This is a genomic window from Kaistella rhinocerotis (assembly GCF_030243905.1).
Lineage (GTDB): Bacteria > Bacteroidota > Bacteroidia > Flavobacteriales > Weeksellaceae > Kaistella > Kaistella rhinocerotis.
In genome coordinates this window covers 494,097-508,742 of sequence record NZ_JASSYY010000002.1, presented here as the reverse complement: position 1 = coordinate 508,742, position 14,646 = coordinate 494,097, and the positions used below count along the sequence as shown (strand labels likewise).

17 protein-coding genes are annotated in these 14,646 nt (G+C 43.3%); 12 read left to right on the top strand and 5 right to left on the bottom strand.

What is annotated here, in order from left to right:
• Positions 1-151 precede the first annotated feature (151 nt).
• The 4 genes from hemA to hemE are packed head-to-tail and all read left to right on the top strand — an operon-like array spanning position 152 to position 4,055.
• Positions 152-1,426, top strand: coding sequence for a glutamyl-tRNA reductase (hemA, locus tag QEP06_RS07595; protein ID WP_285269743.1), 1,275 nt, complete (start codon positions 152-154; stop codon positions 1,424-1,426).
• On the top strand, positions 1,413-2,327 hold the full coding sequence (gene hemC / locus QEP06_RS07590; protein WP_285269742.1) for a hydroxymethylbilane synthase: 915 nt from the start codon (positions 1,413-1,415) through the stop codon (positions 2,325-2,327). The genes hemA and hemC overlap by 14 nt, the downstream gene beginning before the upstream one ends.
• A gap of 5 nt (positions 2,328-2,332) precedes the next feature.
• Positions 2,333-3,004, top strand: a complete 672-nt coding sequence (locus QEP06_RS07585; RefSeq protein WP_285269741.1) for a uroporphyrinogen-III synthase — start codon at positions 2,333-2,335, stop codon at positions 3,002-3,004.
• Positions 3,005-3,026: 22 nt separating this feature from the next.
• On the top strand, positions 3,027-4,055 hold the full coding sequence (hemE, locus tag QEP06_RS07580; RefSeq protein WP_285269740.1) for a uroporphyrinogen decarboxylase: 1,029 nt from the start codon (positions 3,027-3,029) through the stop codon (positions 4,053-4,055).
• 55 nt (positions 4,056-4,110) lie between these two features.
• On the opposite strand, the gene QEP06_RS07575 is transcribed toward hemE, so the two are convergent.
• Complete coding sequence (locus QEP06_RS07575) at positions 4,111-4,620, bottom strand: GNAT family N-acetyltransferase (protein ID WP_285269739.1); 510 nt, start codon at positions 4,618-4,620, stop codon at positions 4,111-4,113.
• Positions 4,621-4,696: 76 nt separating this feature from the next.
• On the opposite strand from QEP06_RS07575, the gene QEP06_RS07570 reads away from it, so the two are divergent.
• From QEP06_RS07570 to QEP06_RS07550, 5 genes are all read left to right on the top strand, one after another.
• The gene (locus QEP06_RS07570; RefSeq protein ID WP_285269738.1) at positions 4,697-4,966 is read left to right on the top strand and encodes a SemiSWEET family sugar transporter; all 270 of its coding nucleotides are present in this window, start codon (positions 4,697-4,699) and stop codon (positions 4,964-4,966) included.
• A 35-nt stretch (positions 4,967-5,001) separates the two neighbouring features.
• Positions 5,002-6,216 (top strand): GTPase HflX, encoded by a 1,215-nt coding sequence (gene hflX, locus QEP06_RS07565; RefSeq protein ID WP_285269737.1) that lies wholly within the window; start codon positions 5,002-5,004, stop codon positions 6,214-6,216.
• Positions 6,217-6,228: 12 nt separating this feature from the next.
• The gene (locus QEP06_RS07560; RefSeq protein ID WP_285269736.1) at positions 6,229-6,945 is read left to right on the top strand and encodes a DNA alkylation repair protein; all 717 of its coding nucleotides are present in this window, start codon (positions 6,229-6,231) and stop codon (positions 6,943-6,945) included.
• Positions 6,945-7,280, top strand: coding sequence for a DUF6122 family protein (locus tag QEP06_RS07555; protein ID WP_285269735.1), 336 nt, complete (start codon positions 6,945-6,947; stop codon positions 7,278-7,280). The genes QEP06_RS07560 and QEP06_RS07555 overlap by 1 nt, the downstream gene beginning before the upstream one ends.
• 63 nt (positions 7,281-7,343) lie before the next feature.
• Entirely contained in the window at positions 7,344-8,420 is a 1,077-nt protein-coding gene (locus QEP06_RS07550; protein WP_285269734.1) for a calcium:cation antiporter, read from the top strand.
• A 51-nt stretch (positions 8,421-8,471) separates the two neighbouring features.
• On the opposite strand, the gene QEP06_RS07545 is transcribed toward QEP06_RS07550, so the two are convergent.
• Positions 8,472-8,849, bottom strand: a complete 378-nt coding sequence (locus QEP06_RS07545) for a group III truncated hemoglobin (protein ID WP_285269733.1) — start codon at positions 8,847-8,849, stop codon at positions 8,472-8,474.
• A gap of 95 nt (positions 8,850-8,944) precedes the next feature.
• Here QEP06_RS07545 and QEP06_RS07540 point away from each other — a divergent pair, with 95 nt between their 5' ends.
• Both QEP06_RS07540 and QEP06_RS07535 read left to right on the top strand, forming a co-directional pair.
• Complete coding sequence (locus tag QEP06_RS07540) at positions 8,945-9,436, top strand: YkgJ family cysteine cluster protein (protein ID WP_251832470.1); 492 nt, start codon at positions 8,945-8,947, stop codon at positions 9,434-9,436.
• 105 nt (positions 9,437-9,541) lie between these two features.
• The gene (locus QEP06_RS07535) at positions 9,542-9,838 is read left to right on the top strand and encodes a hypothetical protein (RefSeq protein WP_285269732.1); all 297 of its coding nucleotides are present in this window, start codon (positions 9,542-9,544) and stop codon (positions 9,836-9,838) included.
• A gap of 85 nt (positions 9,839-9,923) precedes the next feature.
• Here QEP06_RS07535 and gdhA read toward each other — a convergent pair whose 3' ends face one another.
• From gdhA to QEP06_RS07520, 3 genes are all read right to left on the bottom strand, one after another.
• Positions 9,924-11,282 (bottom strand): NADP-specific glutamate dehydrogenase, encoded by a 1,359-nt coding sequence (gdhA, locus tag QEP06_RS07530; protein WP_285269731.1) that lies wholly within the window; start codon positions 11,280-11,282, stop codon positions 9,924-9,926.
• A gap of 186 nt (positions 11,283-11,468) precedes the next feature.
• The gene (dprA, locus tag QEP06_RS07525; protein ID WP_285269730.1) at positions 11,469-12,575 is read right to left on the bottom strand and encodes a DNA-processing protein DprA; all 1,107 of its coding nucleotides are present in this window, start codon (positions 12,573-12,575) and stop codon (positions 11,469-11,471) included.
• A gap of 34 nt (positions 12,576-12,609) precedes the next feature.
• A complete protein-coding gene (locus QEP06_RS07520) occupies positions 12,610-13,380 on the bottom strand; it encodes a rhomboid family intramembrane serine protease (protein WP_285269729.1) in 771 nt (256 codons plus the stop codon).
• 146 nt (positions 13,381-13,526) lie between these two features.
• On the opposite strand from QEP06_RS07520, the gene QEP06_RS07515 reads away from it, so the two are divergent.
• On the top strand, positions 13,527-14,636 hold the full coding sequence (locus QEP06_RS07515; protein ID WP_425256192.1) for a DUF3078 domain-containing protein: 1,110 nt from the start codon (positions 13,527-13,529) through the stop codon (positions 14,634-14,636).
• Positions 14,637-14,646: the final 10 nt, after the last annotated feature.

Here is a 14,646-nt window from a genome sequence, read left to right as displayed (position 1 = left end):
GTTTAACTTATAAACTTTTTTGTGGGTTAAATATTTCGCGTCAGGCAAAATTTCACGGTAACGGTTGTGATAGATGTACCCTATTAGCGCCAATGCTTCGGCTGCTAACTTTCGCCAATTCAATTTAAAGTCTTAAATTTGCGCTTGCTTTATGAACCAAGATCCGAACATTCACAAAACCGCCAATTTTGCCGTCCTCAGCGTAAGTTTCGAGAAAGCTGATGCGGCTACGCGTGGTAAGTTTTCGTTCTTCGATGACCACATCAAGGAGTTCGTGAGCAATCTGCACGCGCTTAACCTGGGTGATGCCTTCGTAGTTTCTACCTGCAACCGTACAGAGATCTATACTACATCTACCAATTATCTGCTTGTAGCGGAACTTTACTGCAAAACAATCGGGGTAAGCCTTTCAGAATTCATGAAGCATGTGAATATCCTCAAGCATGAAGAAGCGCTGAACCACCTTTTCCGCGTAGCAGCGGGCTTGGAAAGTCAGATCATCGGTGATTTTGAGATTATAGGGCAAATTAAGAATGCGTATCACCGCTTTAAAAAAGAAAGGAAAAACGCAAACCCATTTCTTGAACGTGCTATAAATTCAGCCATACAGATTTCAAAGAGAATTAAGAATGAAACCGGAATTTCTACCGGTGCCGCATCCGTTTCCTACGCAGCAGTTCACTATATCCTAAAGAACCAACCACAGATTTCAGACAAAAACATTTTGCTGCTCGGTGTGGGCGAAATTGGTCAGAATACCGTTGAAAATTTAGTAAAACACGTGTATAAACCGCGTGTGAAAGTAGCAAACCGAAGCGCTGACAAGGCGGAGAAAATAGCAGAAAAATACAAGATACCTCATATTGAGTTCGGACAGTTGCAAACAGAGCTCAGCCAGACTGATATTCTCATTGTGGCGACCGGTGCGCAGCATCCGATCATCAATAAAACGCATTTTCCGAACGGTAAAGAAACGTTGGTGATCGACCTTTCGATCCCGAATAATGTAGAAAAAGACATCACCGAAAATCCAAATGTAAAACTGGTAGATGTAGACGGCCTTTCCAAGCAGATCAATGAAACGATGGAGACTCGCCAAAAGGAGATTCCAAAAGCCGAAGAAATCATCCGTGAAATGACCAAAGACTTTCTGGAATGGGAAAAGAAGCGTAAAATGGCGCCCAATATCCATCATTTTAAAGCCGTCCTGAAAAATATGGAACGGAACGAGATGCACAACATTCACAAAAAACATAAATATGTAGATGTGAATGACATGCAGCTGTCTAATAAAATGATCCAAAAGATTACGAACCGTTTTGCCAAATATATAATCGACAATCCGTGGAAAGCAGAGGAAGTCAGCAGATTAATGCACGAGATTTTAGTTGAACAGCCTAATAACGAATTCAATGAAAAGCATTAAGATCGGCACGCGCAACTCGCCGCTCGCCCTATGGCAGGCACGCGAAGTAGCCAGACACCTTCAGAATAAAAATTACACAACAGATATCACCCCAATCGTTTCCACCGGCGACAAAAATCTTACACAGCCGCTTTACAGTCTTGGGATTACCGGTGTCTTCACGCGCGATCTGGATATTGCACTTCTTAATAATCAGGTTGACGTTGCAGTACATTCGCTGAAAGATATCCCGACAAATCTTCCCGAAAACATTGAAATCATCGCGGTTCTTGAAAGAGATTATCCACAGGATGTTTTGGTTCGAAAAAAAGATGCTGCTACGCTGGACCTGCACATGCTGAAAGTAGCCACGAGCAGTCTGCGCCGCCGTGCATTTTGGCTTAAAGAATTTCCGGAAACTGAATTTGCTGACATTCGCGGTAATGTTCAGACGCGTCTGAACAAACTCGAGGAGAATGATTTTGATGCGACGATGTTTTCTCTTGCGGCCATTGAAAGAATGGGCTTAAAGGTTGATTATGAACATCTTCCGATGATGATATCGGCACCTGCACAGGGCGTCGTGGCAATCTGCGGACGTGCGGACGATCTGGAAACCAAAGAATTATTCCGCGATGTAGACCATCGCGAAACCAGGATCTGTGTAAATATTGAAAGAAGTTTCCTAAATACACTTGAAGGAGGTTGCACAGCGCCAATCGGTGCGTTCGCTGAAATAAATGACCACAATGAAATCCGTTTTATAGGCCGGATTTGCTCGCTTGACGGACAAAACTGTATTGAAACCGATGAAATCTTCGAATGGAATGAAAATGAAGATTTTGGTAAAGTGATGGCACAAAAAATCCTGGATAACGGCGGACGTGAACTGATGCAAGAAATAAAAAGCGCATTAAAATAGAACTGATGCGGATACTTTTCACAAAGAACTTTAATAAAATGATGATTTCCAAGAAATTAGGGAGTCATTTTTCTTATGATTTTGTAGAAGTGATCAAAATAGTTCCGATGCAGGTTGAACCGTTTGACCTCAAAAATAAATCGCTGATTTTCACAAGTGTAAATGCGGTGAAGAGCTTTTTCGAAAACGGCTTCAGACCAGACGAAAATTTCACCAGCCGGAATTTCAATAAAATTTACACTGTAGGCATTACCACCAAGAAAGAACTGCGGAAATATGGTTTCGGAACCTTCAAAGTAACCCGGCACGCGAAGGAACTTTCAGAATTCATTATAGAAAACAGCTCGAAGGAAAATTTTCTGCATTTCTGCGGAAACCTGGCCCTCGACGTTTTAAATAAAACCCTGCCGCTGCAGAACATCTCTTACCGAAAGATTCCGGTGTACGAAACCGTGCTGCTTTACCCAAAAGTCACCGGCACTTATGATGCGGTTTGCTTTTTTAGCCCGAGCGGAGTTCGTAGTTTTGCAAAGTTTAATTCTTTGGATAATATTAAGATATATTCCATTGGTGAAACTACCGAAAAGGAAATTAAGAAGTTCACAAAAAACCCAATTATCACAAGTAAGGAAAGCACTATGGAGGATCTGTTGCGTCTCATCGCAAGAACCGAATAGCAGCAAAGTTAAAATAAAAGATATGATTAAAAATGACCTGTATATAAAGGCGTTGAAAGGCGAAACCGTAGAAAGGCCGCCGGTATGGATGATGAGACAGGCTGGCAGATTCCTGCCGGAATTCCGTGCGATGCGCGATGAGTATGATTTTTTCACGCGCTGCCGCACACCGGAACTTGCCGCTGAAATCACCATGATGCCAATCCGCAGATATCCGCTGGATGCCGCTATACTTTTTTCAGACATCCTGGTAGTTCCGCAGGCGATGGGCATCGACTTCGAAATGAGGGAAGGTGTAGGTCCGTGGCTTGAGACGCCGATCCGCACATTGGAGCAGGTTCAGGAAATTGAAGTGCCGAATGTGGATGATACTTTGGGTTATGTTTTCGATGCTATTGAACTTACGCTGCACAAACTCGACAAGCAGATTCCACTGATCGGGTTCGCGGGTTCACCGTGGACAATTTTGTGCTATTGCGTGGAAGGGAAAGGTTCTAAAGCATTTGACGTTGCTAAGAAATTCTGTTTTGAAAATCCGGAGGCTGCGCATTTGCTGTTGCAAAAAATTACAGATACTACGATCGCTTATCTTAAAAGAAAAGTAGAAAAAGGCGTTTCTGCCGTTCAGGTGTTCGACTCGTGGGGCGGTATGTTGTCGCCTTATGACTATCAGGAGTTCTCGTGGCCGTATATCAACCAAATAGTGGAAGCTTTAAGTCCACTTACGCACGTGGTGGTTTTTGGTAAAGGCTGCTGGTTCGCGCTGGAGGAAATGAGTTTGTCTAAATCTTCCGCGCTTGGCGTAGACTGGACGATCCGTCCGGAAATTGCGCGAAAACTCGTTGGCGAAAACATGACGCTGCAGGGTAATTTTGATCCTTCAAGGCTGTATTCTTCGCCGGAAACCATTAAAAAAATGGTCAACGAAATGATCGTCCATTTCGGAAAAGACAGATATATCGTGAACTTAGGTCACGGAATTTTACCCGACATCCCGCTCGAAAATGCGGAAGCGTTCATCCGCGCGGTGGTTGACTGGAAACCGAACTAAATTTTTATTTTTTAAATATAAGAGAAACGCGCCCGCGTTTCTTTTTTTTTGTTTTTTAACTTTCAAAATAGCGAAGTTCCTCGCCGTCGCCGGGTAACCGGACGTTTTTAACGAATTTCATCCCGAGTTTTGCAATTAACTTTTGAGACTTTAAATTGGCGTGGGTTGTGATGGCCGAAATTTTCTTCAGACCGAATTCTGAAATCGCAGCCTCAAACAGTTTCTGCGCAGCCTCAAGTGCATAACCGCCATTTTCAAACTCAGGTAAAAGCGCAAAACCGATATCATGAACTTCGAGTCCTTCCCTGCCAAAAACGCCCACCGTCCCCAACTTAATACCGTCACTTTTCCTGGTGATGACATAATTCCCGAAACCGAACTGCTCGATGTGAGGGTGAAATTTTTCTTTAATATACCGGTCCGCATCCTCAACCGAACGGATATTTTTATCTCCGATAAACTCGATGAATTTCGGCTCATTGTAAAGTCTGAAGATCAGTTCAGCATCATCGGTGGAAACAGGCGTGAGCGTCAGCCGCTCCGTTTCGAAAGCTTTAGGTTTCATACGCGTCGTTTTGGTATTTAAAATTAACTAAATAGCGGCATAAAAATGGTTTGCTACAAGAAAATATCGCATCCAGATGGCATTAAACCCAGAAATAATCGGATTTGTGGCCGGAGGGCTTTCCTCGGCACTGTTTATACCTCAAATCATAAAAATTATCAAAGAAAAATCTGCAGAAGAAATCTCACTTGTCACCTGCATCATCGGTGTGGTAAGTTCCGCGCTGTGGCTTTGGTACGGGATTTTGCAGGATCACATCTCCATGATGGTGACAAACAGCATCGCCGTGGCCGCAACTACAATCCTTATTTTCTGTAAATTTATTTATGACCGTCAAATACCTTAAATTTGTAAAATCAGACATTAAATAAAAGATAATCTATGCTTGAAGATAAAGCACACAAATACGAAACAGCCGTTCTAGTCGGCCTTATCACGCAACACCAGGACGAGGAAAAGCTCGTGGAATATATGGACGAGCTTGAATTTTTGGCAGATACCGCAGGCGCGACGGTGATCAAACGTTTCACACAAAAACTCACTCAGCCGGACCCGAAAACCTTCATCGGCAGCGGTAAGGCGCAGGAAATCCGCGATTATGTGAAAGAAAATGAAGTCGGAACAGTGATTTTCGATGACGAACTTTCACCGTCCCAACTTAAAAACCTCGAAAGAGAAATTGAGGTAAAAATCCTCGACCGCACCAATTTGATCCTCGATATTTTTGCGCAGCGTGCACAGACTTCTTATGCGCGGACACAAGTCGAACTTGCTCAATATCAATACCTTCTACCTCGCCTTACGCGAATGTGGACCCACCTTGAAAGACAGAAAGGGGGTATCGGGATGCGTGGTCCGGGTGAAACGGAGATCGAAACTGACCGACGGATCATCCGCGACAGGATTTCCCTGCTAAAAGAAAAACTGAAAACTATCGACCGCCAGATGGCAACGCAGCGCAACAACCGCGGAAAAGTGGTTCGGGCGGCGTTGGTGGGTTACACCAACGTGGGAAAATCGACGTTGATGAACGCTATTTCAAAGTCCGAAGTTTTTGCAGAGAATAAACTTTTCGCCACACTTGACACAACAGTAAGAAAGGTGGTCATCGGCAATTTGCCGTTTCTGCTTACCGACACTGTTGGATTTATCAGAAAACTCCCAACGCAGCTTGTAGAGAGTTTCAAATCAACTTTGGATGAAGTTCGCGAGGCCGATCTACTGATTCACGTGGTGGATATTTCGCATGAAAGTTTCGAAGACCACATCGATTCTGTAAATCAGATTTTAATGGAAATAAATGCGCACCAGAAACCGATGGTGATGGTTTTCAATAAAATAGATGATTTCAGCTATGAAAAAAAGGAAGAAGACGATCTCACACCCGAAACCCGCAAAAATATTTCGCTGTCTGAATGGCAAAAAACCTGGATGTCAAAATCTAAATATCCAACGGTGTTCATTTCCGCTTTGACGAAGGAAAACTTCCCCGAAATGAAGAAACTGATTTACGATGAAGTATTAAAAATTCATATTTCAAGGTTTCCGTACAATGATTTTCTTTTCGAGTATCACGAAGAGGAGGAAAATGATTGACTTTAAGTACAGATGACAACCGCTGATGAAATAAAGAACGCACTCCGTGTGCTTGCGCTGCCCGAAAAAGCTGAATTTTTCCCAAGATTCTTTAAAGCCGGAAAAGGTCAGTACGCTGAAGGCGACCAATTCATCGGCGTTACCGTTCCGGATCAAAGGAAAATTGTGAAAGAATACTGGAGTCGAATATCTTTAGAGGAAATTGCCGAACTTCTGTCTTCCAAAATCCATGAACACCGGCACAGCGCACTGCTGATGCTAGTTAGCAAATACGAAAAAACAAAATCCGAAGAGGCAAAGGAGGAAATTGTCGGTTTTTATCTTAAAAATAAACAGTTCATCAACAACTGGGATCTGGTAGATAATTCGTGTTACAAAATTCTGGGTCGGCACGCCTACGAAACAGACAACCCGGAACTTCTGTTAAAACTTGCTGAGGAGGAGAATCTTTGGAGCAAAAGGATTGCCATCGTAAGCACGATGTATTACGTAAAACGCGGTGAATTTGACCTGTTAAAGAAAATTGTGCTCAAAAATCTGCAACATCCACACGATCTGATGCACAAAGCCAACGGCTGGCTTCTCCGCGAAATGGGAAATAAAGGCGAGACCGAATTTATGGCCTTTCTGAAACTGCATTACCACAAAATGCCGCGAACTACGCTTCGTTACGCAATAGAGAAACTTTCGCCGCACCTGCGTCAGGATTTTTTAAAAGGCCGCATCTGATGGAAAATATTTTTTATATGCGGGAGATCAGCCATTATTTTCTGCATTTTATCTTTCCTTATTTCATCGCTCTTTTATTTTTTAAAGATAATTGGCGCAAAGTGTACCTCATCCTACTCGCGACAATGCTTGTCGACCTCGATCATCTTTGGGCAGTTCCTATTTTTGATCCGCACCGCGGCAGTATCGGTTTCCATTTGCTGCACACATATCCAATGGTTGCGCTGTATTTGCTCGGCGCACTGTTCCTAAAAGGGAATTACCGCATCATCTGCATTGGTTTGGTTTTACATATGGTGACAGATTTTCAGGATTTTCATCTTTGGAAATTTTAGATTTTTTAAGTCACCATATCGTGATTTTTAAATCATTTTCGTATAATTGTAAAAACCGACTTTATGAAAATAAAAAAAGCACTTCAGTGGTATATCGTCTTTCCCTTAATAGCCGCCCTATTTTATCTTGGCGGTTTTTTGTCGGATTCGGTAACTTCGAATATTATCGCAGCTGTTTTGCTTTTTGCTACCGTGCTGGCAGCGGTACACCATGCTGAAGTGGTGGCGCACCGTGTGGGTGAGCCGTATGGTACTATTATCCTCGCGATTTGTATCACGGTGCTTGAAGTAGGTCTGATCATTTCATTCATGCTTTCGGGCAGCGAAGGCGCGCTGACTTATGCACGTGACACGGTTTTTGCGGCCGTAATGCTGATTTTAAACGGAATTTTGGGCATGTGTATCTGGGTTGGAAGCCGAAAATATAAAGAACAGTTCTTTATGCGGAGTTCCGCCACAACCTATCTCGTGAGTTTGGTTGCTATTCTTGTGCTTACGCTGATTTTACCAAATTACACCTCATCTGTCAACGGACCTTTCTACAGCAACGCCCAATTGGTTTTTGTCGCTGTGGCCTGTCTCGCGATCTATATTGCGTTCCTGATGTTCCAGACGGTTCGCCACAGGAATTATTTTATCGTGACTGAAGCAGATCAAACAACGCACGAGGCTGATCCGCCGAGCAATATGAAGACCGCGATAAGTTTGGTGCTGCTGATTATATGTCTGGCCGTTGTGATTTTTATGGCTAAAGGTTTATCGCCAGTGATCGAAGATTTTGTTGAATCCGTGGGTGCGCCACGTGCGTTGGTCGGTGTGATTATCGCAACCGTCGTATTACTTCCCGAAGGTTTCGCGGCGGTCCGTGCGGCAGCAAAAAACCAGATTCAAACGTCGATCAACCTAGGTTTGGGATCGGCGCTTGCGAGTGTAGGGCTCACGATTCCGGCGATATCGATCGTGTGTATTGTGTACGATATCCCGTTTGTTTTGGGCCTCGATCTGAAATCGATAATCTTGCTCGCACTGTCGGTATTTACCGTGATGCTTTCATTAAGCCGGGGAAAAACGAATCATCTGTACGGAACTGTACTGTTGGTCAATTTAGCGGCATACATATTCACCGTAATTTTTCCTTAAGAATAATCAGGAAAATTGATTTTGAACAGATTATCAAATACTTAAAGTCACTTAACGGCGTGCGACTTCCATCTTGTGCGCCATCAGATTGGCGATATTTGTTGCTTTATAAATAGCCAAATCCGCCATTTCTCCGGTAAAATTCTCCTCTACAGTTTCTGTCCACAACGCAAGCCAATGCGCAAAATGGTCTTTTTCGATCGGCACCTCTGCATTGATTGGAAAATGTACCGCCATGGGGTTTCCCTTGTATGAAATCTGACCAAAAAGAAGCGTTTCCCAGAATGCATACATTTTCGGAAGATGCTGGCTCCAGTCTACTTTTGCGACGTCATTAAAGAAGAAACCGATCTTTTCATCGCGCCCAACCTTATCATAGAATCTGTTCACCAGAACTTCAATATCAGCGCGGTCTTCAATCTTTTTCATAATGCAAAATTAGCGATTTTATAACAGTTTGGCTTTTAGATTACAAGGCGTGAATTCTTTAAAAATAAAAAAAATTATTCGCGTACTTTTGCCGAATGGATCTGAAAGCGCATAAAAATCTGGCCACACTGAAGCAGAAAGAACACAAAAAGTTTCTCGATGCACTGAAGCGCAAGCCGCCAAAAAACCTCGATTATACCGTATTGGAAACGCATGAAGAAGTTTTTGAGAACATCGACTGCCTTAAATGCGCGAACTGCTGCAAGACCACCGGACCGCTTTTTACTGAGAAAGATATTGAACGGATTGCAAAACATTTCCGCATGAGTCCCGCAGTTTTTGAACAAAAATATCTGCGTACAGACGAGGACCAGGATAAAGTTTTGCGACAGCTGCCGTGCCCGTTTCTCGGTGAAGACAATTTCTGTTCGATCTATGATGTGCGGCCCAAAGCGTGTCGCGAGTTTCCACATACTGACCGTAAGAAGATTTACCAGATCAATAATTTGACGATTAAGAATACCTTGATCTGTCCGGCAGCATTTGATTTTGTGGAGAAATTGCAGCAAAATTTAGACAAAAAATAAAACATTTTAGATAAGAATTTTGTCTAAATTGCATTAATGTTTTGATTTTAAAACGATTGTGAAATCAGAACACTTTAAAATTAACAAAACACAAAAGAAAGAAAGATGAAAAAAATTGTATTGGCCTGCGCCATCATGCTTGGAACCGCAACACTGATGAACGCCCAACAAACCGACAAAGTTGAGAAAACAGACACAAAATCGGTTGTCCGCACACCGAAAACCATCGCGCCACCGGTGAAAAAAGTTACCACAGACATTAAAACCAATGAAATCGAAACCGCGAGACGCCGGGATGAAAAAACTGAACACGCTACTGAAAGATCTCCAGCAAAAGTCAATGAAGCCGTAAAACCGGCCGAAAATGCCAAACAGGCTCCAATAAAACTGGAGGCAATGTAAAAATTCGGTGATTTGAATTAATTAAATAAGAAAGCGTTGAAAAAAATTTCAACGCTTTTCTTATGTCGTAATATGTTAAAATTCCTTATACCACGCCCTGGGCAAGCATTGCTTCCGCAACTTTGACAAAACCTGCGATATTCGCACCTTTCACATAGTTTACATAGCCGCTCTCTTCTTTTCCATAATCGCGGCAAGCCTTGTGAATGCCGATCATGATTTCTTTCAGACGCGCATCAACTTCTTCGGAAGACCAGTTGAGACGGATGGAGTTCTGTGTCATCTCAAGTCCTGAAGTTGCTACACCACCTGCATTAGAGGCTTTACCCGGTGAGAACAATACTTTATGGTCAAGAAAATGATTGATCGCATCCAGCGTGCTAGGCATGTTTGCAGCTTCTGTTACGCAGATCACACCGTTTTCTACCAGAATTTGTGCGTCTTCAAGGAACAGTTCGTTTTGTGTTGCTGCCGGAATCGCAACATCACATTTTACCTCCCACGGTCTTTTGCCTGCGTGGAACTCTGCACTTGGGAACTTGTCGGCATAATCGGCAGCGCGGTTGTTACCTGAAGCGCGAAGTTCAAGCAAGTACTCTATTTTTTCGCCGGAAATTCCGTCTTTATCATAAATATAACCGTCCGGACCAGAGATTGTCACTACTTTTCCGCCAAGTTCTGTGACTTTTTTCACTACACCCCAAGCCACATTTCCGAAACCGGAAACCGTAACCGTTTTGCCTGCGAAATCCTGACCGATTGTCTTCAACATCTGCTCTGCGAAATAAACCACACCATAACCGGTAGCTTCAGGGCGAATAAGAGACCCACCATATGCCAGACCTTTACCGGTAAGCACGCCCGTGAATTCATTTCTGATTTTCTTATACTGCCCGAAAAGATAACCGATTTCCCTTGCACCTACACCGATATCGCCTGCCGGAACATCGGTTTCAGGACCGATATGCTTGCAAAGTTCAGTCATGTATGCCTGACAAAAACGCATCACCTCCATATCCGATTTTCCCTGTGGATCGAAATCTGCACCACCTTTACCGCCGCCCATTGGCAGGGTTGTAAGTGAGTTCTTAAATGTTTGCTCGAAGGCCAAAAATTTAAGTACCGAAAGATTCACAGTCGGATGGAAACGGATACCTCCTTTGTAAGGACCAATTGCAGAATTCATTTGGATCCGGAAACCTCTGTTTACCTGAATTTCGCCTTTGTCATCAACCCACGGCACGCGGAAGATAATGGTGCGTTCCGGCTCTGCCATACGCTCAAGGAGTTTCATTCCGCTGTACTGCTTTTTAGTAGCAATGAAGGGAATTACGGTCACAGCAACTTCTTTTACGGCTTGTAGGAATTCGGGTTCGTTTGGGTTTCTCGCCTCTATTTTGGCGATAAAATCCTGGATCTTTTGTTCTACGTTAAAATGTTCCATTTAGGGTGAGTATTATTATCAACAAATTTAATTTTATTTTCAAAACTTGCAAGATAATTTTTAGTAATTGCCGAAACTTTAATGTTTTTAAACTTTATTTTTGTTAAATTAATAAATTCATATTTAAAAATACAAATAATTGAATGTTAACAGGATATTAATAGATTTTCTAAAACCATTAATCGCTTATAATGCCAAATACTGACGTCCCGAAAGTGCTTTGACATAACCCAGTAATTCAAGCTGAAGCAAAACCGGTAAGACGCGATAAGTGGGCAAATCGAGTTTGAGGCAAATCTCGTCAAGCGAAAGTGCGGCCTGCCTGTCGAGTACTGCCAGAAGCTGCTTCTGATTTTCCGGCAGCATTATCTGTACTTCCGAACTCGGAAATAATACACCAACAGTTGCGCTTTTCGAAAAACCAAGTTGGTCTGCAAGTAAAGTGACCGTAGAGATGGCAGCCGCTTTATTCTGCACGATCAGTTGGTTGCAGCCCTGACTAAACTTATCCGTAATGCGTCCGGGCAGCGCAAAGACTTCACGATTATAATTGTTGGCAAATGTAGCTGTGCTCATAGACCCGCCGCCAAATGCAGTTTCAACGACGATGGTAGCTGCTGAAAGTCCGGCGATGATCCTGTTGCGCTGTATGAAATTTTCACGATCGGGCTTTTGGGAAGAATTAAATTCTGTAAAAAGCGCACCACCATTATCCAGGATCTTTTCAGCTAAACGGCGGTTTTTGCTCGGATACAGTGTGTGGAAACCGTGTGCAAGAACAGCAATCGTAGGAAGACCGTTATTTAGGGAAACCTCGTGTACTTCCGTATCCACACCCAGCGCAAGACCACTGACCGTGATGACCCGGTGGTCTTTAATTTCATTCAGAAAATCATTAATAAAACTTTTGCCGTACGAGGTGATGTTTCGGGTCCCGACAATGCTTAAAGTCTGCAGCGTGGTCTTCCACTCGCCTTTTTGGTAAAGAATAGCGGGCGCATCTTCACATTCATTAAGTTGTGGCGGAAGCTCCCCTTGATGACGAAGCAGGATGCGGATCTTATTTTTCTCGCAGAAGGCGACCTCCTTTTCGGCAAAAACAAGATGCTCGGGTTTGCCGATTTCCTGAGAAATCCGCTTCCCCACACGGTATACATTGCTGAGACCCGATTTCGAAAGTTCCCAGACTTCCTTTGCCGAACCAGCTTCCGCAACAAGTCTGCGAAAGATTTTGTCGCCGATCAGCGGACAGTGCCGAAGCGCAATGGAATACAGGGTTTCCTCGGAAAACATGGTTATTTTTATTCAAATTTATCCAAAAATAAAATTACTTCTTACGGATTTCGTCTAAATGTTCCCAGGCATTGTCCTTTTTCTTGCGGTATGGCAACTCATTGAAATCATCCGGGAACTTTTCCTTGTACTCCTGCCAGAGTTTGTCATCTTTTTCGCTGTAATAGTTCGGGAACTGCCAGATAAATCGCTTTTCTTTCTCACCGCTTTTGCGGTACATAAAAGCGAGCAAGATTCCGACGATGGCACCGGACAGGTGAGACTGCCACGACACGCGGCTCGGTTCTTCAAGGTTGTAGAAAAACTCTTCCGGCATCACACCCCAAACAAGTCCTCCGTAATAGAGCGCTACAACCAGCGAAACCGTGAGCAACTTCATATTCCAGCGAAACAGTCCGCTGAAAAAAAGGAAAAACGCGAGAACATAGACGATTCCACTAGCGCCAATGATACACACCGAATAATATTCGCCCGTGTACACATCTACCGGCGGCAAAAGCCACACAAGAAATGAGGAAACGAACCATCCGGTAAAAAAAATAGTGCCCGCGATGCGGCCGTAAAACTGAAAAAGCAAAAATATCAGCACAAAAACCGGCACCGAATTCCCAAAGATGTGATCGATATTCCCGTGAAGGAACGGCGAAAAGAAAACTCCCTTCAGCCCATCCGGATGCAGCGGAATTATCGCGCCATCACAGCCGCTCACAATGCCAGTCTTCTGAAGCACAAAGCCCAGCCACATCGCGGCCACCATGGCAGTGGCATAATAAACTGCTTTAAAATTAAGGGATTGTTTTAGCATTCGGAACTTTTGTCAAAACTGTTGCCACGAATAAATGTAGGTAATTATGTCTAAATTATAATATTATGCATCAATTTCTAAGACAAATCCGTGCAGTAACCGCCGCAATTTGAAATATATAATTGTTTGCCCTAAATTTGCGGGCTATGAAACACCTTTTCAGCATACTGACGATATTTTCTACCACACTTCTGTTCGGGCAGGAACGCCGCAGCATCTTTCACGAAATAGATTCAATCTCGCAGCGCAGATGGGATTCGGTTTCCCTGGACCTTGACAGCCTGGCCAACCCTAAACTCATCAATTTTGATGTTCATTTCAAAGATACCCTTGTGATTCGTGATGCAGTGGTGGTGCCGGCCGTAACAAATGAAATTCCGGTGACACCGTATAATTTTTTAAAGCTGAATCAGCCGAAAAGATGGTTTTTTTATGGCCAGAATAACCTTGTTTTCAACCAATCTTCATTCTCGAACTGGAACTCGGGCGGGAATAACAACATCGGCGTAATCGGCAAGATAAATTATAACATCAGCTACAAAAACAACCGCCATTTTCTCGATAATCATATTCAGCTAGGCTACGGATTTGTTGCTTCTGAAGGTGAATCTTCCCGAAAAACCGAAGATTTCATCAATGTAATGACTAATTATGGCTATGATATCGGCAAAGATTTCTATCTGTCAACCGGTTTCCAGTTTCTGTCGCAGTTCTCGCCGGGGTACAATTACTCCGAAACGCCGGATCCTGAGTTCAAAGACCGCATCTCGCGTTTTATGGCGCCAGGATATCTGAATGCCGGTTTGGGTCTTTCTTACAATCCAAATGAAAACTTCCAGCTGATTTTCAGACCTGTAAACGGCAAGTTTACTTTTGTAGCCGATCCCTATTTGCAGAAAGCGGGCCGCTACGGACTTGAAAGAGACGGGCAAAGCGTACGCTCAGAGCTTGGTGCCTTGCTGAACGTGCTTTACCGGTTGAAAATTTACAAAGACATCAATTTTGTAAACCAGATCAATTTTTTCAGCAATTACGTAAATCATCCGGAGCGCGTGGACATCGCTTATAATGGTACGCTGAATATCCGTTTCAATCGTTTTATCTCAACCGTAATAAGCCTGGATCTGGTGTATGACCACGACCAACTGCAGAATCTGCAGATGAAACAGACGCTCGGCGTAGGTTTTTCTTATAATTTAGGACTTGAAAACCGCGAGAAAAACAAAAAACTCATCAAGCCTTTTGTAGCACCTTAGCTTAATTTTG